Raw genomic sequence first — 23,508 nt, 5'->3', positions numbered from 1 at the left:
CTGAGCTATCGGGGAGTGTTTATAATTTAAACTATTAATCTACATCTCGTTTTAGTTAAGAAAATCAAAAGTCTTCTTAAGCTTGAGTTAGCCAAGTAGTATCTAAATAGTCAATTCGAGCTAAGGGGCTCAGGGCAGCTAAAACTTGATTGCCATAGCTACGATGGAGTACGCGACTATCAAAAAGAGCAACCACCCCCTGACGTTCCCGCACAGGCGCGATCGCCCTCTGCAACTCATTTAAAGCCTCTGGTAATAGATATTGGCGAAACCAATCTTTCCGCTGTTCTTTGTAGTAAGCTACTCGCGCCGCTACTAGGGGATTTTCCAAGGAAGGTAAAGGCAAAGTTGCGATCGCCAGCATATAGGGAACAGGCAATTTCCCCTGATGTTCCCGCCAAAATTCCCACCCTGTTACCAAAATCCCGTTCTCATCCAAATCGGTTTTTTCCACCTGCACCCTAGAACCAAACTCAGAAGCAAAAATCGCACCCACCTGAGCCTTAAGGGGTACATCTCCAATCAGCAATACCGCTAACCCCGGAACCGACGCGCTCATGCACAGCATTGTGCGGATTTCCTGAATCACAGCACCCTGAAATTGCGGTGTATTGGGCATGGGTAGCCGATCGGGAACGTAAAGTTGAATTAGCTCGCTATGGCGATCGGGTGAAAATTTGACGCAGGTAATGTCTGGAAGTCCTACTGCTTGCCGATAAATCAGAGCCTTTGGGTCTAAATCCAAGGCCCCGCCAACTAAAACTACGGGTTGCTTTAACCAGATTTTGCTCAATGCCCCAGCAACATCAACGGGAGTGCAATATAGAGAAAATGAGCCTTGCGATCGCGAAATTTCGGCCCATCTAAGTTGATTATCACTTTGCCACCCCTGCCAGAAATTGCTCCAAGGATGGGGAGCGGGGGAGCGGGGGAGATGGGGAGCGGGGGAGCGGGGGAGCGGGGGAGATGGGGAGGATGGGGAGGATGGGGAGGATAGGTTCGATTTAACTTCCTCATCTCCCCCATCTCCCCCATCTCCCTCATCTCCCCCATCTCCCCCATCTCCCTCATCTCCCCCATCTCCCTCATCTCCCCCATCTCCTCTGCCCCCCTGCCCCCCTGCTCCCCCGCTCCCCTGCCCCTCTGCTCCCCAAATCTCCTGATAGAGACGGTTTACGATATCTTGCTCTGCGACTTCCAGCAAACAGCACTTGTAAGGGTTAACTGGGTGTTGGAATAGGGCCCGTGTGAGCTGCACCCGCGTATCCCGAATCAGTTCAGATTGATGAGGGTATTGCTGCATTAATTGATTCCAGTCTCCCGGTTCCAGACAAACCGTCAAGCGATCGCGAGTCCACGCTTCTAAGTCGTCAGCACCGTCAATCACTGTCGGGATACCGTTTGGCAATCGCTTCTCGGCTCTTAAACGGTCTTCTAGCCAAGATTTGGGTTCTATCAAGAGTAGCCCTTCAAAATCTGGAGGACAGGGGTAGGTATGAATTGGCTTCTTGGTTTGAAGCCATTGTTGTAAGCGGGGAATTTCCACCTTCAACAAGTGTTGTTGTAGGGATGCGGATGCTACCAAAACAGCAGGTTTTGGCCACATCAACAGGGGCATCAAATAGCTGACTCGATACCGCTGATAGCGATCGCTTGGGGAGAAGCCTGTCTGGATCAGAGCGCTGCGCCCCAGTCGCAATGCTCGCGCTACTAGCCGTCCCATTGTCAAATGATGCGGCCAGCGAGGCTCGGAGTGCGATCGCAGGAAATATAAGAGCGAATTATGGACTTCTACCTCATTCATAAAATTAAAAATTAAAAATTTACTAACATTAGTCCCAAGGTATCCTTACCGTCCAGAGGGCGGCGTTACATCAGCGATCGAAGTTCTTTCTTAATTAATTAAGATAATAAAAACTCTCTATAAAATCACTAAATTTATTACCGCTGGGCAAAGTGTATTTATTAGCATGAGCCGTGAGAAATCTTTTACCAAAATTTTGGTTGAACTGCACTGTCAAAGTTTGTTCGCTAGAATTTTTCAAAATAGTCTGAGTAGGAGATTGAAAAAATTTAATCTTTGATTCGCCATTCAGGGCTGGCATAATTTTTTTCAACTCGCTTACTTTATTAATCCCTTCATTCATTGCCGTACATAACTGTACTATCCGTTTTTTATCTATATTTTGTAATTGCAGATTTCTTGCTAAGAAAATCACATTCTTTTGAGTTAAGACAGCATCATAAAACGGCAGAATTGCAATGCAACCAACTGGCAATAAATGCTCATCGCTATCTATTATAAACGTTAGAGTAGTTTTGCGGTAGCCAACTTCAATACTCGGAGGACGGGAGAGCACGGCATAATGCTCAGCTATTTCCTGATAAAGACCTGCTAAAACGCGATTAGCCTCGTGTTCTAAAGCGGCATCGACAATAATTTTAACCGTAGGTGGCTTGTGGGTAAAAAACTTTTTTGATTCTTCTGGCGATCCAAAACGGTAAACCTGACTGTTATCTCCGTTAGAACTAAGATCGACCCACTCGCAAGTAACTTCTTCTGCTTTAATACCAAACCGGGGGACATCGTAAAGTTTCGCCCCGCTTAAAGTCGATCCTGACAAGTCAGCACCAACCCAATCCGCGCCGTTCAAATTCGCTAAAGTTAAATCAGCGTGAACCAAACTAGCATTAGTTAAATTAGCATTGCTAAGATTAGCTCCGTAGAGATTTGCCCCGCTTAATTTTGCTTCATTGAGATCGGCTCCGCGCAGATTTGCTCCACTAAGATCGGCCCAGCGGAGATTAGCTCCGCTCAAATTTGCTCCGCTTAAATTTACCTGACATAAGTTTGCTTGTCTGAGGTCTGTACCACTAAAATCGGCCCCATTTAAATCAGCCTTAGAGAGGTCAGCTCCATGCAAGTTTGCTAATTCAAAGTTAGCTGCTGTTCCTGATGCTCCTCTAAGATTTGCGCCGCTGAGGTTTGCTTCGCTGAAGTTAACTTCTGTGAGTTTTGCCTCTCTTAAATCGGCTCCTGTGAGGTTAGCTTTGCTAAAGTTAGCTTTACTTAGTTCGGCTCGTATTAACTCTCCTCTAATCAGTGCTGCTCCCATTAATTGTGCTTCGCTTAAGTCGGCTCGGACTAAGTTGGCGACGTTGAGGGTAGCTCCTTGTAAGATTGCTCGCACGAGATGGGAACTGCTGAGTCTCGCAACATTAAGATTGGCGTTACTGAGATTAACTTCGTTCAAGTTTGCGCCGCTAAGATTAGTGACAAATAAACTGGCTTCACTCAAATTTGCTTGGCTGAGGTTGATTCGGCTCAAATTAGCTTCATTGAGGTTGATTCCGGTAAAATTTCTTTCTCCTTCTGTATATTTCTTGACAAGTTCGTATCTTTTCAGGAGTTCCTCAGCTTCCATTATGTCTACCTTTTACGCTGTATTTACTAATTTTAGATGGGAATTTTTTACAACTGGCAAGACGTTGATAACGTTGTTGAATTGCTGAAACCATTGTTTCGCTTGCATTCGCTTTCCCTTGTTAATTCTAATTTTTGCTATCAATTGCTAAGTAGGGCAATCTCAAAGCTAACTACTCATTAAACTGATGGAAACTTTTGATAAAATCAACTACCATGTTAATCGGAGGCATCGTAAACTTTTGAGCTTTAATTGAAGGGGTAGTAGAGTTCTTGCTCAAACCAGGTAAAACCATTAAATGCCTGCCAAAATCTGGATGGTGGTAGATCGTCAAACTCTGAGCGCTAGAATTTGTAAGTACCGTCTGAGTAGGAGCTTTAAAAAAGCTGGATACTGCTTCATTTTCTTGGAGAATTGGCTGAATTTTGAGTTCTCCCATTTTTCTAATGGTTTGAGTTAGGGATACGCTCAATTGCGCTACCCGATTTGAGACTCTGACTCCCAGGTTGTTGCTATTTTGGGGTTGCAGCATCCTGAGTATTGTAATGATATTTTTCTGAGTGGAGGCTGCATCGTTAAAGGGAAGTATGCCAACGTAACCAGTAGAAAATAATTGTTCGTCATTTTCTATACTAAACGATAAAATCGTTCGGCGGGGGTTTACTTCTATACTCGGTGGATGGCTCAAACCTGCGTATTGCTGCGCGATTTGACGGTAAGTAGCGGCTAGGGCAAAGTTAGCATCGGGTTCTAAGGGTCTATCAATGATAATCTGAACGGTAGGCGGTGTGGCATTAAAAAATTTGTGGGATTCTTCGGGGGTGAATCGTTGGACTTGGCTGCGATCGCCATTAGGACTTAGGTCAACCCAATCGCAGGTAATGTCGTCAGCTTTTAGGCCAAATCTGGATACGCCATAAAGTTTTGCTCCCGTTAAAGCCGCCCCTGTTAAGTCTGCTCCTACCCAATCTGCTCGAATTAAATTAGCTTGGGTTAAATCTGCGTGAACTAGAATCGCATTTAAGAGATTGGCACTGCTCAAATTGGCTCCGTATAAGTTGGCTCCGCTCAATCTCGCTTCGTCTAAGTCAGCGCCAGTTAAGTCGGCTCCATTTAAGTCGGCCCATCTGAGGTTAGCGCCTCTCAAATCTGCGCCGCTAAGGTTGGCTTGAGAGAGGTTGGCTTGTCTGAGTTCGGCGTTGCTGAGATTGACTCCTCGGAGGTCGGCACGGTTCAGGTCGGCTCTGTGCAAGTTAGCTCGTTCTAAGTTGGCAGAAACTAGGGATGAGCCTCTGAGGTGAGCGCCACTGAGGTCGGCTTGCTCTAGATTGGCTTGTCTGAGGGTGCCTTCTCTTAAGTCTGCTTCACTGAGGTTCGCACCGCTTAAGGAGGCGTTGCTCATGTCGGCTCGAATGAGCTCTGCTCTAATCAGTGTCGCTTCGCTGAGGTCGGCGGAGTTAAGGTCGGCTCGAATTAAGTTGGCCACATTGAGGATAGCACCGCTGAGATTGGCTCTGCTGAGGTTGGCTCCGCTGAGTCTGGCGACGTTGAGCTTGGCTTTCCTAAAGTTAACGTCGCTGAGGTTGGCTCCGCTCATGTTGGTGAGGCTCAAAATCGCTTCGCTGAAATTCGCGCCGCTGAGGTTGACTCTGCTGAGGTTCGCCTCGCACAAGAGGATGGCTGTAAAGTCTCTTTCTCCTGCGGCATATTTTTTTAGGAGCTCTTCAGCATCCATACCTTTCTCTTTTCCTGATTAATTAGGTAGAACAATGCTCGATCGTGCCAAGTTTTTGACCAGAATAGGCATGAGCGATCGCATAAATGCACAAAAATAGATTGAGACTGACACCCCGATCGCAATAATTCCAAAAACGGTGGAACAACCGATCCCTCATTTCTGTCCGATCGTTATTTTAACCGATGTGGAGCAGAAGAAAATTAAAAGTTAAAAATTAAAAATTAAAAATTAAAAATTTAAAGATATTGAAAAGCTAAAATTATATCGATATAGTTATAATTAGTTTGTAAAGTAAATTAATCTATAATTTCCATTGAATAATGCCTCATTTGTACATAATTGGTGGTGCAAACGGTTCTGGGAAAACTACGGCTGCCAGGGAAATACTACCCTATTTCCTAGAAGTTATTGAATATGTCAATGCTGACGAAATAGCGGCGGGTCTTTCTCCCTTTAACTCTGAATCTGTGGCTATTCAAGCGGGAAGATTAATGTTAGAAAGACTACAAACCTTAGTCAAAGCTGAGGCTGATTTTGCTTTTGAAACTACTCTAGCTGCTCGCAACTTTGCCAGATTCTTAAGAGAATGTAAAACCAAAGGTTATATAATCAATTTAATTTATTTTTGGTTACAAAGTCCAGAATTAGCGATTGCACGGGTAAGGCGGCGGGTAGAAAGTGGCGGCCATAATATCCCTGAAGATACTATCCGCCGTCGCTACGAACGGGGACGGAAAAACTTAATAGATTTGTATTTACCTCTTTGCGATACTTGGATACTCTATGATAATACTGGAAGTGAACCTCAATTAGTTGCCGCATCGGGTAACAATCAAGAAGCGATTATTTATGAACCCTCAATCTGGAATCAAATCACCGTCGGATAATAAACCGCAAATTCCCCTAACAGAACTCCATCAAAAAATTGATGCTGGGGTTAAAACTGCGATCGCTAAGGCTATAGAAAGACACCGGAAGTTAGGGGAATCTATTAGCATTTGGGAAGATGGAAAGGTTGTCACTTTAACCGCAGATAAAATCCCTCCCCTGAAAATAGATAATAGCTAAAGTGTCAATAGATTCAGGACGAAAAATATGGACGTTGAAGAACTAAGTAGAAGGAAGAAGGATTTAGTTATCTAGGAGAGAAGGAAGAAGGTTTATACAGTCAGCTTTTTAGCTATCCTTAGCTTATGTTTAATTAGGTGGATTTACTTATTTCACTTTCATCAAAAGTAAAGAGCATGGTAGGCCAAGCGCAGTACCTTCTAAGCCAGTTAACAGTTAACAGTTAACAGTTAACAATTCACACATCCGCATTATGAAATCCTTTAATAAAATCAACCATATCGCTAATAGGAGTTATAGCCATTTTAGGGACTTCAGCTAACTTACTTCCCGCAGAATTAGACGGATTGTGTTTTTTAATTAATCGCTTTCCAAAGGCGGGATGATGATAAACACTAAGCCTCTGATCGCGGGAATTAATTAATACCATCTGTGTAGGAATTTGGAAAAAATTAATACTATCTCCAATCTTAGGAAAAGAAGTTGATATTTTAATTTGGTCAACTTTGCTGATAGCTTGATTCAACGCTTTACTTAATTGCTGGACGTGCTTAGATTCTTTAACAGAAAGATTTCCAGCATCGTGAGCTTGAATCATTTTCATCAAGGCAATTAGATTTTTCTGGGTAATAGCAGCATCATTAAAGGGAATAATCGCCACGTAAGCTGTACCAAATAATTGGTCGTCGCTGTCCATTTTAAAGGCGATAACTGTACGCCTAGAACTGACTTCTATACTCGGCGGTTGAGCTAGACCGGGATATTGCTTAGTAATTTGATAGTAAGTTGCAGCGAGGGCAAAATGAGCGGCTTGGTCTAAAGGCGCGTCAATTATAATCCTAACTGTGGGTAAGGTTTCGTGAAAAAATTGCTCTACTCCTCCGGCTGTTAACCAGTAAATTTGGCTGTGATCCCCATTGGGACTGAGGTCAACCCACTTGCAGGTCATGCCTTCTGTTTTGATACCTAGTCGCGATACGGCGTGCAGTTTTGCTCCTGTTAAAGTGGCTCCTGTCAAGTCTGCTCCTACCCAATCTGCTTTAATTAAATAGGCGTTTGATAGGTCGGCGTGAACGAGGCTGGTGTTAAGTAAGTTGGCATTGCATAAGTCCGCTCTGCTGAGGTCGGCTCCGCTCAATTTGGCTTCGCTGAGGTCGGCCCATCGGAGATTGCAACCGCTAAGGATTGCCCAGCGGAGATTTACGCCGCTGAGGTCGGCTCCACTGAGGATGGCTTGGGTGAGGTTGGCTTGTCTGAGTTCTGAACCTCGGAGGTCAGCATGGCTGAGGTCAGCGCGGCTGAGATCGGCTCCTTGGAAGTTGGCTTCTACGAGCAGAGCTTCTGTTAAAGATGCTCCGCTGAGGTGTGCGCCTCGGAGGTTGGCTTGGGTAAGATCGGCTTTTCTGAGGGTTGCTTCTGTAAGAGTTGCACCGCTAAGGTTTGCGCCGCTAAGGTTTGCACCGCTGAGTTCGGCTCTAATCAGTTCGGCTCTGATCAGTTTGGCTCTGATCAGTATGGCTCCTTTGAGGTCAACGCGAACTAGGTAGGCTACGTTGAGGTCAGCGTCGGTTAAGTTGGCTTCGCCGAGGTGGGCCCCGCTGAGTCGAGCAATATTCAGTTTGGCTCCTGTGAGGTTTGCTCCGCAAAGATTTGCGCCGCTGAGGTTGGCTACACTCAGATTTGCACCGCTAAGGTTGATGCCGCTGAGGTTGACTCCGCTGAGGTTAGCCTCATTGAGATTGGCTTCAGAAAAGTCTCTTTCTCCGGCGGCGTATCTTTTTAGGAGTTCTTCAACTCTCATTTAAAACCTCCCGGTTGACTCCCGTTATAGCTACTGCTGGAGGGGAGAGCACTGGGAGAAATATTCACTAAAAATATATCCCATGAATATTGGAATTGTAGGACTGGGTTTGATTGGGGGGTCGATGGCATGGGATTTGCGATCGCTTGGGTTTCAAGTTTTAGGGGTATCGATGCGAGAACAAACCTGTCAGAAAGCGATCGCTAAAGGAATTGTAGATGATGCCAGCATGAGTCTGTCTTTAATGGCTACCGCTGATGTGATTTTTATTTGTACGCCAATAGGTGCGATCGCATCCACAGTAGAACAGTTAGTTCCCCACCTTTCCTCTGCTGCCATTGTAACGGATGTGGGTTCAGTAAAAGCGCCTGTGGTGCAGGCTCTCTCAGAACTCTGGCCTAATTTTGTCGGGGGACATCCGATGGCGGGAACGGCGGAAAGTGGCATTGATGCTGCTGTGCGAGATTTGTTTGTAGACAGACCTTATGTAATTACTCCTACCCAGACTACGCCTAAGCTAGCAGTGGAGAAGGTAGAAGAGATTGCGCGATCGCTCCGAGCTCGAATTTACCGGTGTCGTCCAGAAGACCACGACCGAGCAGTTGCTTGGATTTCTCACCTGCCTGTAATGGTCAGTGCGAGTCTAATTACTGCTTGTACCAGTGAATTTGACCCTGATATTGTCAGGTTAGCACAACAGTTGGCGAGTTCGGGTTTCCGCGATACAAGTCGGGTGGGAGGTGGTAATCCTGAGTTAGGAGTGATGATGGCTAAGTATAACCAAAAGGAGTTATTGCGATCGCTCAACTCCTACCGCGAACACCTCGACGAATTAATTAACAGCATTAAACAGGAAGATTGGCAAGCTTTACAACAAAATCTTGAGCAAACTCAACAAGCAAGAGGAAATTTTGAATTTTAAGTTAGTTGTTAGTTGTTAGTTGTTAGTTATTAGTTATTAGTTATTAGTTGTTAAGAGATGATTCGGCGATTGAAATCGCTACTACACAAACGAAGTCCGCCTGCGCGGACTAAGAAATAAAGGGGTATTTAAGCTAGATTTAGTTACCATGCCAATTCTCAAAAATTTGGCAACAGTAATAACCGTAGGTTGGGTAAAACGAAGTGAAGCTCAACTATTTGCTAACAGTTAACAGTTAACAGTTAACAACTAACAGTTAACAGTTAACAGTTAACAAATTAAGTAGATTGCAATTCATCCAAACGAGCTAAAACTTCTTGAGAGTGGATTGCCGGATTGACCTTAACAAAAGTCTCCCGCAAAATACCATCGGGATCGATAATAAAGCTGTGCCGTGCCGATATAAAACTCATCCAAGAACCGTAAGCTTTACTAACTTTACCATCAGTATCAGCTAACAGCGGAAACTTCAAACCTTCGGAGTCGCAAAATTCAGCATGAGATTCGATATCATCAACACTAATACCCAAAATTTCAGTATTCTTACCCCGATACTTCGGTAAATCTTGCTGAAATCTACGAGCTTCCAAAGTACAGCCAGAGGTAAAATCTTGAGGATAAAAATAGACAACTAGCCATTTCCCCCGATAATCAGAGAGAGATATTTTTCCCTTGCCGCTGTTGGTAGGCAAAGTGAACTCAGGTGCAGGTTGATTCACTGCGGGCAGCTTGCCGCCGAGAGCAAGGGCAGGGGGAACAAAATTTAAGCTAAGGAAGACTAGACAAATGGCAAAAAAAATGCTCAGAAAATTGCGTCTGGAGGTCATAAATTGCGAAGGACAACTCTACTTAAAATAAGTTTACAGTTATCTGATTAAATAAGTAAAGGCAATGTTTAAATAAACCAAAGAGGAAACAAAAGCATTGCTTTTAACCCCTAAAACACTTATCAATCAAAGGAGAAATTAACAAATGGCAGAAGTACAGCCATTATCAGGCAATGCGATCGTAGTAATGATGGTCAAGAACCAACCGATTGCCATCGAAGTCAACGGGACAGACGCACCCATTACAGCAGGTAACTTTGTTGACCTAGTTGAGCGCGGTATTTACGAAGGGGTAATGTTTCACCGAGTGATCCGCGAACCCGATCCTTTTGTGGTTCAAGGGGGCGATCCCCAAAGTCGAAATACCAGCATTCCTGCAAGTCAATTAGGAACCGGTGGTTTTGTTGACCCAGATACTAACGAAGTGCGTACAATTCCCTTAGAAATTAAGCCGCAAGGGGCCGCACAACCTGTTTACAATCAGACAATTACACAACAGCCACAATTATCACATACTCGCGGTGTCATAGCAATGGCACGTGCTACAGCTCTCGATTCTGCTTCTTCGCAGTTTTATTTTGCTTTAGCAGACTTGCCATCTTTGAACGGCGATTATGCAGTATTTGGAACTGTGAGGCAAGGGTTAGATATAGTCGATCAAATTCAGCAGGGCGATCGCATTTCTACTGCTAAAGTAGTTCAAGGAATTATCCCCAGTCGAGTTTCAACTGTGATTAGAGATAATACTTTGTTGAATAATTTCATCAATAAAGTCAATCTCGCAAATTTGCCTTTGAGATTCTCAACATTATCTGAGGGAACTGATACTGTTCAACTCACAGTGCAAGACTCTCAACAAAATACTAGCGGTATTCAAGCTGGTGCGGGTAATGATAGAGTAACTGGGTCAAGTGTTAGCGATGTTATTAACGGGAATCAAGGCAACGATACTCTCAGCGGTGAAGGTGGCGATGATTATCTCCGAGGAGGAAAAGATGATGATTCGCTCTCTGGGGGTGTTGGCAATGATATTCTCAGTGGTAATCAAGCCAATGATAGTTTAGATGGCGGTGCCGGAGATGATTTTCTCCGAGGAGGAAGAGGCAATGATGTTTTAACAGGTGGTGATGGTAATGATATTCTCATCGGCGATTTAGGCAACGATACTCTCACTGGTGGAGGTGGTGCTGATACCTTTGTCCTGATATTAGGTGAGGGTTTAACTCTGGATACAACAACAGATAGAATTTTGGATTTCAATCCGGGAGAAGGCGATCGCATTGGTGTAACGGGCAATTTATCAAGACTGACATTTACTCAATCTGGTAGTGATACTTTAATTCAATTTTCAGGTTCTACTTTGGGAATTGTGCAAAATGTTGCATCGGGAATTGTCCAGAGTTCAGTTTTTGCTATTGATGGCACTAATGTCTCTCTTCCAGATAGTTTACCACCAGGAGATGCAGCCCTCAGAATTGGTTAAGTGTTAATTGTATAGCACTTTAAGGTCGCCGTATTGCCTGCTACTATCTGTACGCAGGCGATATGCTTATGCTATACTAAACTAATTTAGCACAAATCTCTTAACCTTTTTGATATGTCACGAAGTCAGATTCGTAAATGTTTCTATTCAGAGAATACGAAATATTTCTACACAAAATTATACCATGCTCTTCTACTAGCTGTACCTTTCTCTTTACTTTCCGGTCGAGTTACAGCACAAATTATCCCCGATAACACACTTCCTAATAATTCTACAATTGCTCCTAATGGTAATAGTTTAACTATCAATGGTGGTACGTCAGCCGGTAGCAATCTTTTCCATAGTTTCAGTGAGTTTTCACTCCCCACTGGTTCAGAAGCTTTTTTTAATAATGCTAGTAATATTCAAAATATTTTCAGTCGGGTTACAGGAGGAAAAATTTCTAATATTGACGGCTTAATTCGAGCTAATGGAACTGCTAACTTATTTTTCATCAATCCCAGTGGCATCATTTTTGGCCCGAATGCACGGTTAAACATTGGTGGCTCTTTTATTGGCTCTACAGGAAACAGTATTCAATTCTCTGATGGTAACTCCTTCAGTGCTACTAACCCTCAAGCACCGCCGTTGCTGACGGTGAACGTGCCAGTAGGGTTGCAGGTGGGGGCAAATCCGGGTGCAATTCGAGTGGAAGGAGTAGGACATAGGTTTACAGTCCAAAATATCCGTAATAATCAAATTAATCGCAGTCAACAAAGCGATCGGGGTTTGCAGGTGAAATCTGGAAACACCTTAGCTTTAGTAGGCGGTGATGTGAATCTAAGCGGTGGTGTGTTGAAAGCAGCAGAAGGACAGATAGCTTTAGGGAGCATCAGTAGTGCTGTAGTGAGTTTGACACCTACTGATGTAGGTTGGAAGTTAGGCTATCAAGGGGTAGAAAGTTTTCGGGATATTAATTTATCTGGTCAAGCTGCGATCGATGCCAGTGGCTTGGGGAGAGGTTCTATCCAGATGGTAGGACGAGAAGTAAGGCTCAGCGATGGTTCTATTGGCTTAATTCAAAATCAAGGCTCAGAGCCAGCCGGAGACCTGATTGTAAATGCAACTGAGTTATTACAAGTGACGGGCACGAACTCACAGGTAACATTTCCCAGCCTGTTGATTAATGAAACTCTCAAAGATGGAGCGGGTGGCAAGATCGCTATTGCTACAAGAACATTGCTGGCATCGGACGGTGGAGGTATAGGCTCCAGAACATTTGGAACTGCCTCTAGTGGGGATGTGTCTGTCAGTGCTTCTGATGCGGTAAATGTAAGTGGTTTTTCTAATAGGAACCCAAATCTTTTCAGCTTTCTGGGTACTACAACTGTGGGTGCGGGAAATGCAGGCAATCTTGCAATTTTGGCTCAACAGATAACAGTTTTGGATGGAGGTGTGATCAGCACTGCTACGGTGAATACTGGTAAGGGGGGAAATATAACCATCAACGCTTCTGATTCTGTCACGGTGAGTGGAATTATTCCCAGACTTTTGCAAGTGTCTGCTGTTACCAGTGCAACAATTAGTGAAGGAAATGCAGGTACAGTTACCATTAACACATCTAGACTGATAGTCAGAGATGGCGGGAGTATTAGCACCTCTACCGGAGCCAAAGGTTCAGGTGAAACCTTGATTATCAATGCGTCTGATTCTATACAAGTCAGTGGCAAAGGAGAGGGAGACGGACTTCCTTCTCGCATAGAATCGTCTGCTCTGATTGTACCTGAAGTCCTTCGTCGAGCTTTAGGACTACCCGATCGCCCCTCTGGAAACTCCGGCAACGTCATCATCAACACCCCTAGACTTACTATTGCCGATGGTGCTAGAGTCAGTGTCGCCAACCAAGGCACAGGCCTGGCAGGCAACCTCAACATCAACGCCCGACAAATTCTGCTCAATAACCAAGGTAGACTCAGTGCTTCCACCGCATCGGGTAGCGGTGGCAACATCAAATTACGAGTTTCTGGCGATACCATTCTCCGTAACGGCAGCCAAATCGCCGCCGAAGCCGCCGGTACCGGCAACGGTGGCAATTTGGCTGCCAACACCAACACCCTCACCATTCTCGAAGGTAGCAAAGTCACAGCCAACGCCTTCCAAGGCAACGGCGGCAACATCCGCATCACCACCCAAGGTTTGTTCGCTTCCCCTGACAGTGGCATCACTGCTTCCTCCAGTTTCGGAGTCTCCGGCACCATCTCTATTAATAATCCCAACCTCGATCCGAGTTCGGGTCTAGTACAATTACCCGAAAACATCGTTGACCCCAGTACACAAATCGCTCAAGGATGTGCCGCAGATGGAGGTAACACCTTTACGATCGCAGGTCGAGGCGGCTTACCAGAAGAACCTACTGCTACCCTCCCAGGTCAAACTGTCTGGCAGGATTTACAAAACTATGCCGTAGAGTCTCCTGAGTCCCACAACGAACCGTCAAAGACTCTCCCAGTCACTACTGTCCCAGAAATTCCATCCCTTGTAGAAGCCGTAGGCTGGCAAACTAATGCTCGGGGTGAAGTAGAATTAGTGGCTAATTTTCCTGCGGGTGCAGAAGTAACTGCTAGCGATCGCATCCCTAATAACCATTGTCCCAGACAGAAAGTTGGCCCTTGAATTGGAAAAAGTAACAATTAGCAATTAAAATTTTTTTATATGTCACCTCCAAGCCAACAAAAGGGCAAAAATAAAATACTGCGCCGCACATTTTTATTTGTGATTGGAATAGTCGCAGCCCGACAATTAACTATATTTTTATCAGTTGCAGAAAACCGTTCAAAGTCTCTTAATATCGCAATTCAACTGATGCAAAAAATGCTCGCGTGGCTGACATCCTTAAAAGCCAGCCAAGACCATAAAACACCGCCTAACCCTTCCATTCTTCCCAAAGCCAGTATAAACCCTCAACTCTTACCTCCTGCTCCTATCCCAAAAATCCGTAGAAACCCCGATTCTCAACCGACTGTTTCTCCCTCACAATTAAAAGTAGCACCAGCTAAAAAAGGACAACCTATACAAGTGAGCCGAAAAAACGTGGTGGGGGTTCCTTTATATCAAACAACTATAGATTTGACTGACCCTGATACTTTGATTACTATTGGCCTAGCAAATAATGCACCAATGGCTAACAGTTCTCAAAGTTCTAAGGGTGACGAAGCTTTTGAAAAAATGGTCGAGCGCTATCGGGGCGCAGTAGTTGTCAATGGCACATTTTTTGGCAAAGATTCTCAAAAATGGGTGTTGGGTAATATGGTGTCAGCGGGTAAATTTCTGAAGTATAGCCAGTGGGAAAATTATGGGACAACCTTGGGTTTGCGTGTAGGAAATCAACCGGAAATGATTACAACGCGATCGGAAGGCAAGCCAGAATGGAACCAGCATTGGTTTTCTATTACTTGTGGGCCCCGACTATTAAAACAGGGTAAAATTTGGCTGGCACCTAAGTTAGAAGGATTTGCCGATCCTCATGTTCTCAATGTGGGAGCGAGAACAGCTATTGGGTTTCCTGCTAGTGGAAAAGAGCTATATTTAGTGACTTTTTTAACTAGCCTTTCGTTGGCAGAGGAAGCAGAAGTAATGAAGGCGATGGGATGTTATGAAGCGATGAATTTAGATGGGGGTGCTTCTACTGCTTTGGCTCATAATGGACAGATTTTGATTTCTCCGGGACGCAATTTAACGAATGCGATCGTGGTGTATGATAAAAATTATCCTGCCCCACAGGAAGTTAAAGCATCTTGGGAAGCTTTTCAGAAAGGTGCTCGGCCTTCTTACCCTAGATAAGTGGGATTAGACAATAACTTCTTTAACGATAGATTCCTTACTTTAAAATTAGTAGGAATTTCCCTTTTAAGTAAATCCACGTAATTAAACATAAGATCGGGATGGCTAACAAGCTGACTGTATAAACAGTCTTCCTTCTCCCCTAGATAACTAAATTTTTCTTCCTTCTTCCTTCTCTCCTAGATAACTAAATTTTTCTTCCTTCTTCCTTCTCTCCTAGATAACTAAATTTTTCTTCCTTCTTCCTTCTCTCCTAGATAACTAAATTTTTCTTCCTTCTTCCTTCTTCCTTCTTCCTTCTTCCTTCTTCTTATTTCGCAATACAAGACGCTGCTAAAACCACTAAACCCTCATTTTGAAAAACAGCACAGCGTTCCATATACTGTGTTAAAGCAGGAGTTTTACCCTGTTTAAGATCGGCAACAACCTCTGGGGTTGAATCAAAGTTTTTGAGCCAATCATACTTCTCCACATAATTAAGAGTCAAAGCATTTTTCTCCAACATCCAGAAATCAATCCCGTACTGATTAATAAAGTTTTTTACTACTGCAATATCGGGACTATACTGAGCGCTAATTAACCCAAGAGCCTTCTCTCGAAATTGGCGATAAAAGCCTACTTGATATGGGATACCATATTCCCTGCCAATTAAAATAGACCTCTGGGAAAAAGTCGGCAAAAAATTCGCTTCTTCAGATAAAGATGCAATTAATGTATCTTTAGGTTGCTGCTGAAAAAACTCATATAAAGCTGGCATTCTCCCAGTTTTATACCCAACTCTGGGGAAATCGGGAACAAAGCAAGGATAGAGGAGAACTAAAATAGCAATTACTCCTGTTAAACCTAATGCAATTATAGTTTTGATTTGGGATCTACCCTTAAAAATGGGTGATGATGAGGGTGAATTTTGAATTAAAACTTTTGCCTCTGTTCCTGATGCCCATTGTAGCGCAGCATCTATGATTAAAGTTAGCGCGATCGCCGTCATAAAAACAATAATTATGCGGAAACTGTAGGAAGTATATCTATTAGGAACGTACAGCTTAAATAATACAGCATGAGCTAGAAAGAACATCGTCAATGATGCTAATAATAGCTGAAGTAAAAGCCAAATACCGCTTTTAATCTGCTTTACCAAAGGAAATGCGGAGGAAAATGGTAGCAGCAACGGAAACAGAAGCCCCGCACAGTGAGTTACAGGCGTAAATAAAGACTTAGAAAACATTCCAGTACCTTTACCTGTAAACCAAAAACTTTTAGGATGAAGTTCAAAAAATGGGATGCGTCCCCCTGGTAAAAACTCCCGCGATTGTCTTGCTTCTGCCACTGTAATTGTAGGGCCAAATTTAGAAGAATTTAAGGCAAAAGGCAACATTACAAAGAAAGCAACTCCCAAGCCTGTACCGCAAAATATGTAATTATTTCGCTCTGGTGATAGGCGCAAACTGCCATCTTTCCAGTGGAATAGTCTTAGAATTAAAATGCCACAGGCAATAAATACATATTGAGGATAAAATAGTCCTATTAGGGCAATTGTTGCCAAACAGGGTAAGAGTGAGACTCGCAACAAATAATATAAAAATCCTAGAAATATCGGATACAGAAAAGCTCTAGGTGTAGCTGAAGCTAAATCATCTGTGATCCACATACTTTGATTCAAAACTGAAGCAGCAATAAATCCCGCCATTGGTACTGGCAACATTTCCAGGCAAATGCTAAAACAGTAGTAAGTAGAGATTAATCCTAATATCATCGGCAAGATTTTATGAAATAAAAGGGGATTAATCCCTGCCATCGCCGCTAGCTTGTAAACTATTTTGTATCCTGCGGGAGCAACAGCTTGAAAATAGTCGGCAATTAGATCATTGGGAAATAAACTCGGATCGATAAACCGCATGATCCAGAATACGTGCTGTCTCGCATCGTCTTGCACAACGTACTCGCTACCGAAGGCTTCTTTGAAGCCCATAATGCCATAAAGTGCGGCAACTGTTAGGCTCAGGCTTAACCAAAATATTACTCGCGATCGCGATGTTTTTTCAAGTGGGGTAGTCAGAAATTTTTGTAAGCTTGCGATTAACATTGTTAGTTGTTAGTTGTTAGTTGTTGGTTGTTATTTGTTGGTTGTTATTTGTTGGTTGTTGGTTGTTTGGGTAAATAGATGAGCGGGAAAATACATAAGTATGTCATTGCGAGTGAAACGTTGGCGTAGCCTGCCCGTTAGGGCTTAGCAATCGCAGGGGCGATAGCAACTTTACATTCTGTTACACAGCCAGGCTTATTTGTGTCTACCTACTTAAATTTAACCTTTGATTTTTTCAATACATTTAGCTTTAAGTAGGATTAAATCTTTAGCTTTTAAAACAGTACAACGATCTGTGACTTTTGACAAGGCAGGTATAGTTCCTTTTTCCAAACTCTCTTTAACCTCAGCCGCCGCCGCTGGGTTTAACTGTCTAATCCGGTGATTTTTAGTCACATACTCAAGAGTTAAGCCTTGCGAGTCTAACAGCCAGAAATCTATGCCATACTTTTGAATAAAGTTTTGCACTTCTGTTAAATTAGGGCTGTATTGAGCTTTAATTAAATCATTAGCGCGGTGATTCATTTCAGCATAGTATAGTTTGTGGTAAGGTAAAGCATATTCCGATCCTATTAAAATTGAACGTTTGGCAAAAGCTGGTAGATTATTGGCTTCTATAGCTAAAGATGCTATGAGCGTATCTTTAGGTTGCTTGCTCAAAAAATCATACAAGCTAGGTATTTGACCGATTACATAATTAGTTACGGGAAAGCTATTAGTTAAGCTAGGGTAAATCAAAGCTAAAGGTAAAATACAAAGTGCAAAAACTGGAAGTTTAATTTTTTGGCAAATCGCATCTATGATGATGGCGATCGCGATTCCACCTGCTATAGCCATCAACATTCTTAAACTATGCTGCGTATATCGGCTAGGATGATGTAGTTTGAACGCGAAAGCGTGAGCAGCGAAAAATACTCCTGTCGATGCTAGTGCTAATTCTGGCAATATTACAATGTGGCTAGTAAGTTGTTTAACCAAGGAAAAAGTGGAGGGATATCTTAATAATATTGGTAATAATAATCCCGCCCAAACCTGGGGAGGGATAACCAATTTAGATAGCCACTCGCGAGGAAAAAAGCCGGAACGATCGCCTGTTATCCAAAAATCCCAAGGGTTATCGGTAAAAAAAGAAGCTCTTCCTCCTGGCCAAAATTCAGGGAGCATTCTTGCTTCTGCTGCTGTGATTACTGAGCCAAATTGTGAGGAATTTAAAGCGTAAGGTAACAGCACGGCTATGGCAATTACCAAAGTAGTAAAGAGAAATTTGAAATTGATTTTTTCAGGAAAAAAGCGGATAAAATGCAAAATTAAGACGGCAGCACATATTAGTACACCTTGAGGGTAGAAAAGCCCTAAAAGTGCGATCGAAATTCCGACACCTAGTAAATTTAGTCGCAGTAAATAGTATAAAAATCCCATGAATACCGGATAAAAGAATGCTCTCGGTGTTGCGGAAACTAAATCATCTTTTAACCACAGATTTTGATTTAGCAATAGTGTAGCGAAGAAACCCGCAACGGGAATTGGCAATATCTGCAAACAAACCCCAAAACAGTATGTGGTAGTTATTAATCCTAACAGTATCGGTAAGAACTTATTAAAAATAATAGGATTGAGGCCAATTTTTGCCATTAAATGATAAAGTTCAGTATATCCACTGGGGGCAAGTGATTGAAAATAGTCGGCAATGATATCACTAGGGAACAACTCTGGATCGAGAAATCGCAGCATCCAGACAACGTGCGATCGCGCATCGTCTTGCACCACATATTCGCTGCTAAAAGCTGGTAGAAGTCCCAAAGATCCGCAAATCGCGGCCACTATCAAGCTAAGGCTGAACCAAACTCTTACTGGATAAGTTCTGATAATTGACAGCATTAAAATCTCACTCTCACTCGCTTTCCTCCCATCGACCATCAAAAATCAAAAATTCGCATAACCCTATAAAATGTAACCGATGTTGTCCAAAATGAAAAGGTAATTATGCCAGAAAGTCTAATCGATGAGTCTTATCCGAGTTCCGAGAGTTCAGAAGTCACCTCTCCATTTTTCTCTCTTATCCTCCCAGTTTACAATGAAGAAAGCGGTGTAGAAGCTACCCTCAATCAGCTACAAGCAACTCTAAAATCTTCTAGCTGCAAGTATGAAATTTTGGTTGTTAACGATGGTTCCACAGATGGAACTCGCGAGATTTTACAATCTCGGACAGATATCAAAGTAATAGAACACAATCGAAATCGAGGCTATGGCGCGGCATTGAAAACGGGAATTAGATATGCAAAATACCCCTTAATTGTGATTACTGATGCTGACGGTACTTACCCGAATGAACGGATACCGGAATTAGTAATGCTGGCAATGCAAGCTGATATGGTTGTCGGTTCTAGAACGGGTGAAAACGTCCGTTATTCAAATCTGCGTAAAATTCCTAAGTGGTTTTTAGTGCGCTTTGCTGAATGGATTACAGATTGCAATATTCCTGATTTAAATAGTGGGTTGCGTGTATTTCGTAAGAGTGTAGCCGAAAGATTTTTGACGATTTTACCGGACACATTTAGTTTTACTACCACAATTACGGTAGCAATGTTGACGAATAATTATATCGTTCGTTATGTGCCAATAGACTATCACTATCGGGTTGGCAAAAGCAAGATTAAGCCGATCCGAGATACTATCCGTTTCATGCACTTAATCTTGAGGACAGGGGTTTATTTTGCACCGTTAAGGGTGTTTATGCCTGTAGCTTTCGTATTTTTTGTGGGTTTCTTGATTACGCTGTATCAAGATGTTTTTGTCCGGCGTGACTTAACTGAAGCTACCCTAATTCTTTTGGTGGCTACTACTCAGTTGGGGATGTTTGCACTACTGGCGGATTTAATAGATAAAAGGTGCGATAGATTGTAAAATAAAAAACAATTTTCCTACAAACTTAAGCGCCAGAGATTTCCATTGGGGTAAACAGAGTCTAATTTGTAATTATCGTCTTTTTCAAGATTTAATTGCAATTTTTTGGAAGGGTTAAATAAAAATACCTCACTGAAACCATCAGGAATTTTGGGTAAATTTTCTCCGGGAACAACCTGTAGTTTTACTTTATTTTCTAGTAAATAGCTGAGAGAAGTTAGCCTGATTGCATTGCTGCTGACGATTAGCGGTTGTGTAGCTTGATTAATAATGTTGGCTACTTGGGGATTGTAATAGCTGCTGTACTTGTTCCACCAAGTCTCGGATTGACTGCTAATTGCACAGGAGAATACCCCACCTGAAATCAAAATCATAGTTATTATTTGCCACAATTTTTGTTGGTTAATATTTTTACTGGTAATTTTATTAGATAATAAGTAAGCAATAGCTAACTGGATACCTACGTAACAAGGGATTAAATAGCGAGCAATACTAGAGCGTTGTCCACCCGAAATTAAATCTTTAAAAACTAATGGCGTTGCTGTAGATAAGATTAAAATTAATATAAATAACCAAATCTCTTGAGGCGTATTCTTACATAGAAATTTTAGCGAGTATCCTACTAAAATCAGCGTCGGTACGATCGTATATAGCCAGAGGTTATCCATTCCAAATTGAACGTTATCTTTGCCAGAAATTACATCAAATAAACGCTCTTTAGTCCCAATTTGAACGTCAAACAAAATAGAGGTAATATTAATTGCTAGCCTAGTTAATAAAGTCAAGATGTTGATTTTATTAGCTACCCATCCTAGCTCTGAGAAATTATTTACAATACATACTATCCAGGGAATAAACGCGATTATTCCCGATAAAATTGCTATTAAATAACCAGTAAATTTCTGTAACGAAAAATAATGGTGGGTTTTTAACTGCATTATTTCAGTTGCGAATAGATAAATACCATGTCCCATTATTACGAGTATAAAAAGTAACTGAGAATAAAGCCCTAATGTTATAGTAATGGCGTATAATCCCCAGCATATTATTCGCTGTTTTTGGGAAAGAGCGCTGTGTGTTTCCAGCCGTATTGCTCGTAAAAATACACAGCTAGATAGTAAAATTATTACTGTAAATAAACTATAGGCCCGTGCTTCTTGGGCGTACAATACGTGAAAAGGTGAGACTGCTATAAGTGCTGTTGCTATTAATCCCACAATTGGTAGATTAAATAATTCCAAACATAGCCAATAAATTCCAGGGAATACTAACAGACTAATCGCCGCTGATAAACTTCTAGTGACTGCTATTGAATCACCAAATAGCTGCCTCCAAAAATATGCAATTGCGTAATAAAGTGGCGGCTGTTCAGGATTTCCTACTGCTAAAGCTTTTACTGTGTCAACAACTCCTCGCTCAGAATTTATGCGCTGATATTTCTGTAAAGTTTGGATATCTATTATCGGGCCAGCAACTTGCTCTGTAAATTCTTCCTTGGTGTATCCAGCTAGTCGCAATGAGGTAATCGTTTCGTCGTACCAGTAAACTTTTTTGTCAAGATTAACAAATCGAAAAAATATTCCTAATATTAATAAAATAATTAGTAACGGTTGCAGCCAGGTAAAATAATATTTGCGATGAATCATAGTAATTTTCGAGCGGCTAAGTTAATATTTAATAATACATTCTGATTGCAGGACAACTAAATTATCAGTGTCAAAAACATTACAGCTATTCATAACTTTTGATAACGCTGGAAATTTCCCCTCTTTTAGATTTATTAAAACCTCATCGCCTAGCGGCTGATATTGTTTTAACCAGCGAACTTTTGCCACATACTCCGCAGTTAATGCTTTCTTATCTAGTAGCCAAAAATCTACTCCATACTTATTGATAAAATCCTTAACTTTACTAATATTAGCACTGTATTGTGCTTCGATCGTATTAACAGTCCGCTGGCGAATCTCATTATAATATAGAGGATGATAAGGCAAAGCATAGCCTTCACCACCCGCCAGAATAGAGCGTTTAGCAAAACTGGGTAAATTATTCGCTTCTTCCGCTAGGGAAGCGATAATAATGTCTTTGGGTTGTTGCTCAAAAAACTTGTATAATGATGGAGACCCACCTGCGATATAACGGGTATTTGGGAAAGGATAATTTTTGGATTGTAAAATATGAGGATAACCCAAAAAGATCGCTGCTAAAAATAGGCAAAATACTAAAGGAAAAAACTTTAACTGGTCTTTTTTATGTTCGGTTTTGACTTTTCCCCAGTGAAAAACGGCATCTATAATTAAGGTTATGGCAATTCCTGCCATTATAGGTATTAGCATCCGAGAAGTGTGCTCGGTATATCGGTTAGGAAGGTGAAGTTTAAAGACTAAAGCATGAGCAATAAAGAACATTGTCAAAGATGCTATTGCTAGTTGAGGCAAAATTATAACTTTCTTAGTTATCAACTTGGTTAAAGGAAAGCGAGAGGAAAATTGCCATAAAATAGGCAATGACAAGCCTAAAAAAATTTGGGGAGGAATGGGAAGAGGAAAAAATTTATCTGTTAAAACGCACCACTCTGAAGGTATCATACCGCTACGTTTGCCGCATAGCCAAAAGTTAGATAAATTATTAGAAAAAAAGCTCGACCAACCTTTAGGTAAAAATGCTGGCAATGTCTTAGCTTCAGTCGCCGATATCACTTTCCCAAATTCTGAGGATTTGAAGGCATAGCTTAATAAGATGGCAGTTGCTATTCCTAAACCTGAGAAGAGTAATAAGTAGTCTTTTCGCTCGCTGGATAGATAAAACTGCTTGTCTTTATAACCGACTAACCGGAGAATTAAGAGGGTAGCTGCGACTAACATACATTGTGGGTAAAACAATCCTAAAAGTGCGATTGTAATTCCTACACCTAATAAAGAACGTCGCAGTAAATAATACAAAAAAGCCATAAATAATGGATAGACAAAAGCTACTGGTGTAGCGGAAATTATATCATCTTGCAGCCAAATAATTTGATTAAAAAATAGGGTTGCCATAAACCCGGCGAAAGGTACTGGCAATAGTTCCATACAAATACCAAAACAGTAGCTATTGGCAATTAAAACTAATACTATTGGCAACAATTTATGCAGCAAAAATGGCTCAATTCCTAAAGCAGCAATTATCTGATAAACTGCTTTGTATCCTACGGGGGCTACCGATTGAAAATAATCGGCAGTTAAGTCATTAGGAAATAACCCCGGATCGAGAAATCGCTGCATCCAAAAAACGTGCTGTCTTGCATCATCTTGCACTACATATTCACTGCCAAAAGCCTGCTGTAATCCCGGAATACTATAAATAACTGCAAAAGTCAAGCTTAAGCTCAACCAAAATATTAGATTTGAGCGGGATTTGCCGCTTGTATAAATTAAAAATTGGTGAATTTTTGTCATA

At 42.0% G+C, this 23,508-nt stretch carries 16 protein-coding genes and 1 pseudogene; 7 read left to right on the top strand and 10 right to left on the bottom strand.

All coding sequences use genetic code 11. The features are described from left to right. Positions 1-76: 76 nt before the first annotated feature. The 4 genes from OSCIL6407_RS32100 to OSCIL6407_RS35165 form a co-directional block, all read right to left on the bottom strand. Positions 77-1,804 (bottom strand): helicase C-terminal domain-containing protein, encoded by a 1,728-nt coding sequence (locus tag OSCIL6407_RS32100; RefSeq protein ID WP_019486872.1) that lies wholly within the window; start codon positions 1,802-1,804, stop codon positions 77-79. 94 nt (positions 1,805-1,898) lie between these two features. Continuing rightward, positions 1,899-3,425 carry a pentapeptide repeat-containing protein gene (locus tag OSCIL6407_RS0102100; protein ID WP_007356282.1) on the bottom strand — a complete coding sequence of 509 codons (1,527 nt, stop codon included), beginning with the start codon at positions 3,423-3,425 and terminating at the stop codon, positions 1,899-1,901. Positions 3,426-3,597: 172 nt separating this feature from the next. Continuing rightward, entirely contained in the window at positions 3,598-5,160 is a 1,563-nt protein-coding gene (locus tag OSCIL6407_RS0102095; RefSeq protein ID WP_007356281.1) for a pentapeptide repeat-containing protein, read from the bottom strand. A 22-nt stretch (positions 5,161-5,182) separates the two neighbouring features. Further along, positions 5,183-5,320: a hypothetical protein gene (locus tag OSCIL6407_RS35165; RefSeq protein WP_007356280.1), complete on the bottom strand. Its 138-nt coding sequence runs from the start codon at positions 5,318-5,320 to the stop codon at positions 5,183-5,185. Positions 5,321-5,483: 163 nt separating this feature from the next. On the opposite strand from OSCIL6407_RS35165, the gene OSCIL6407_RS0102090 reads away from it, so the two are divergent. Together OSCIL6407_RS0102090 and OSCIL6407_RS0102085 are read left to right on the top strand one after the other, a co-directional pair. Further along, positions 5,484-6,050 carry a zeta toxin family protein gene (locus OSCIL6407_RS0102090; protein WP_007356279.1) on the top strand — a complete coding sequence of 189 codons (567 nt, stop codon included), beginning with the start codon at positions 5,484-5,486 and terminating at the stop codon, positions 6,048-6,050. Beyond that, positions 6,013-6,231, top strand: a complete 219-nt coding sequence (locus OSCIL6407_RS0102085; protein ID WP_007356278.1) for a hypothetical protein — start codon at positions 6,013-6,015, stop codon at positions 6,229-6,231. The genes OSCIL6407_RS0102090 and OSCIL6407_RS0102085 overlap by 38 nt, the downstream gene beginning before the upstream one ends. Positions 6,232-6,469: 238 nt before the next feature. Here OSCIL6407_RS0102085 and OSCIL6407_RS0102080 read toward each other — a convergent pair whose 3' ends face one another. Continuing rightward, complete coding sequence (locus OSCIL6407_RS0102080; protein WP_007356277.1) at positions 6,470-8,032, bottom strand: pentapeptide repeat-containing protein; 1,563 nt, start codon at positions 8,030-8,032, stop codon at positions 6,470-6,472. Positions 8,033-8,090: 58 nt separating this feature from the next. Between OSCIL6407_RS0102080 and OSCIL6407_RS0102075 the strand changes: the two are divergent. Further along, positions 8,091-8,954, top strand: a pseudogene (locus tag OSCIL6407_RS0102075) (prephenate/arogenate dehydrogenase); the annotation flags it as partial. A gap of 278 nt (positions 8,955-9,232) precedes the next feature. Here the strand turns inward: OSCIL6407_RS0102075 and OSCIL6407_RS0102070 are convergent. Continuing rightward, positions 9,233-9,781: a peroxiredoxin gene (locus tag OSCIL6407_RS0102070; protein WP_007356275.1), complete on the bottom strand. Its 549-nt coding sequence runs from the start codon at positions 9,779-9,781 to the stop codon at positions 9,233-9,235. 145 nt (positions 9,782-9,926) lie between these two features. Here OSCIL6407_RS0102070 and OSCIL6407_RS0102065 point away from each other — a divergent pair, with 145 nt between their 5' ends. From OSCIL6407_RS0102065 to OSCIL6407_RS0102055, 3 genes are all read left to right on the top strand, one after another. Then, complete coding sequence (locus OSCIL6407_RS0102065; RefSeq protein ID WP_007356274.1) at positions 9,927-11,264, top strand: peptidylprolyl isomerase; 1,338 nt, start codon at positions 9,927-9,929, stop codon at positions 11,262-11,264. 114 nt (positions 11,265-11,378) lie between these two features. Further along, the gene (locus OSCIL6407_RS0102060) at positions 11,379-13,916 is read left to right on the top strand and encodes a two-partner secretion domain-containing protein (RefSeq protein ID WP_007356273.1); all 2,538 of its coding nucleotides are present in this window, start codon (positions 11,379-11,381) and stop codon (positions 13,914-13,916) included. 39 nt (positions 13,917-13,955) lie between these two features. Continuing rightward, positions 13,956-15,083, top strand: a complete 1,128-nt coding sequence (locus tag OSCIL6407_RS0102055; protein ID WP_007356272.1) for a phosphodiester glycosidase family protein — start codon at positions 13,956-13,958, stop codon at positions 15,081-15,083. Positions 15,084-15,393: 310 nt separating this feature from the next. Here the strand turns inward: OSCIL6407_RS0102055 and OSCIL6407_RS0102050 are convergent, their stop codons facing one another. Together OSCIL6407_RS0102050 and OSCIL6407_RS0102045 are read right to left on the bottom strand one after the other, a co-directional pair. Further along, entirely contained in the window at positions 15,394-17,166 is a 1,773-nt protein-coding gene (locus OSCIL6407_RS0102050; RefSeq protein WP_019486871.1) for a hypothetical protein, read from the bottom strand. 219 nt (positions 17,167-17,385) lie between these two features. Further along, positions 17,386-19,044, bottom strand: a complete 1,659-nt coding sequence (locus OSCIL6407_RS0102045; protein WP_019486870.1) for a hypothetical protein — start codon at positions 19,042-19,044, stop codon at positions 17,386-17,388. A 105-nt stretch (positions 19,045-19,149) separates the two neighbouring features. On the opposite strand from OSCIL6407_RS0102045, the gene OSCIL6407_RS0102040 reads away from it, so the two are divergent. Next, entirely contained in the window at positions 19,150-20,070 is a 921-nt protein-coding gene (locus OSCIL6407_RS0102040; RefSeq protein WP_007354665.1) for a glycosyltransferase family 2 protein, read from the top strand. 17 nt (positions 20,071-20,087) lie between these two features. Here OSCIL6407_RS0102040 and OSCIL6407_RS0102035 read toward each other — a convergent pair whose 3' ends face one another. Both OSCIL6407_RS0102035 and OSCIL6407_RS0102030 read right to left on the bottom strand, forming a co-directional pair. Further along, a complete protein-coding gene (locus OSCIL6407_RS0102035; RefSeq protein ID WP_007354666.1) occupies positions 20,088-21,716 on the bottom strand; it encodes a glycosyltransferase family 39 protein in 1,629 nt (542 codons plus the stop codon). A 21-nt stretch (positions 21,717-21,737) separates the two neighbouring features. Further along, the gene (locus tag OSCIL6407_RS0102030; RefSeq protein WP_007354667.1) at positions 21,738-23,507 is read right to left on the bottom strand and encodes a hypothetical protein; all 1,770 of its coding nucleotides are present in this window, start codon (positions 23,505-23,507) and stop codon (positions 21,738-21,740) included. Position 23,508 lies beyond the last annotated feature (1 nt).

It is taken from the genome of Kamptonema formosum PCC 6407, assembly GCF_000332155.1.
In the GTDB taxonomy this organism is placed as follows: domain Bacteria; phylum Cyanobacteriota; class Cyanobacteriia; order Cyanobacteriales; family Microcoleaceae; genus Kamptonema; species Kamptonema formosum.
This window is presented reverse-complemented; position numbering and strand designations above follow the sequence as displayed.

Coding starts and splice junctions, on each gene's coding strand:
- OSCIL6407_RS0102045 (WP_019486870.1), bottom strand. CDS start 19,044: ATGCTGTCAATTATCAGAACTTATCCAGTAAGAGTTTGGTTCAGCCTT.
- OSCIL6407_RS0102095 (WP_007356281.1), bottom strand. CDS start 5,160: ATGGATGCTGAAGAGCTCCTAAAAAAATATGCCGCAGGAGAAAGAGAC.
- OSCIL6407_RS0102090 (WP_007356279.1), top strand. CDS start 5,484: ATGCCTCATTTGTACATAATTGGTGGTGCAAACGGTTCTGGGAAAACT.
- OSCIL6407_RS0102040 (WP_007354665.1), top strand. CDS start 19,150: ATGCCAGAAAGTCTAATCGATGAGTCTTATCCGAGTTCCGAGAGTTCA.
- OSCIL6407_RS0102060 (WP_007356273.1), top strand. CDS start 11,379: ATGTCACGAAGTCAGATTCGTAAATGTTTCTATTCAGAGAATACGAAA.
- OSCIL6407_RS0102050 (WP_019486871.1), bottom strand. CDS start 17,166: ATGTTAATCGCAAGCTTACAAAAATTTCTGACTACCCCACTTGAAAAA.
- OSCIL6407_RS0102080 (WP_007356277.1), bottom strand. CDS start 8,032: ATGAGAGTTGAAGAACTCCTAAAAAGATACGCCGCCGGAGAAAGAGAC.
- OSCIL6407_RS0102030 (WP_007354667.1), bottom strand. CDS start 23,507: ATGACAAAAATTCACCAATTTTTAATTTATACAAGCGGCAAATCCCGC.
- OSCIL6407_RS0102035 (WP_007354666.1), bottom strand. CDS start 21,716: ATGATTCATCGCAAATATTATTTTACCTGGCTGCAACCGTTACTAATT.
- OSCIL6407_RS35165 (WP_007356280.1), bottom strand. CDS start 5,320: ATGAGGGATCGGTTGTTCCACCGTTTTTGGAATTATTGCGATCGGGGT.
- OSCIL6407_RS32100 (WP_019486872.1), bottom strand. CDS start 1,804: ATGAATGAGGTAGAAGTCCATAATTCGCTCTTATATTTCCTGCGATCG.
- OSCIL6407_RS0102085 (WP_007356278.1), top strand. CDS start 6,013: ATGAACCCTCAATCTGGAATCAAATCACCGTCGGATAATAAACCGCAA.
- OSCIL6407_RS0102070 (WP_007356275.1), bottom strand. CDS start 9,781: ATGACCTCCAGACGCAATTTTCTGAGCATTTTTTTTGCCATTTGTCTA.
- OSCIL6407_RS0102100 (WP_007356282.1), bottom strand. CDS start 3,425: ATGGAAGCTGAGGAACTCCTGAAAAGATACGAACTTGTCAAGAAATAT.
- OSCIL6407_RS0102055 (WP_007356272.1), top strand. CDS start 13,956: ATGTCACCTCCAAGCCAACAAAAGGGCAAAAATAAAATACTGCGCCGC.
- OSCIL6407_RS0102065 (WP_007356274.1), top strand. CDS start 9,927: ATGGCAGAAGTACAGCCATTATCAGGCAATGCGATCGTAGTAATGATG.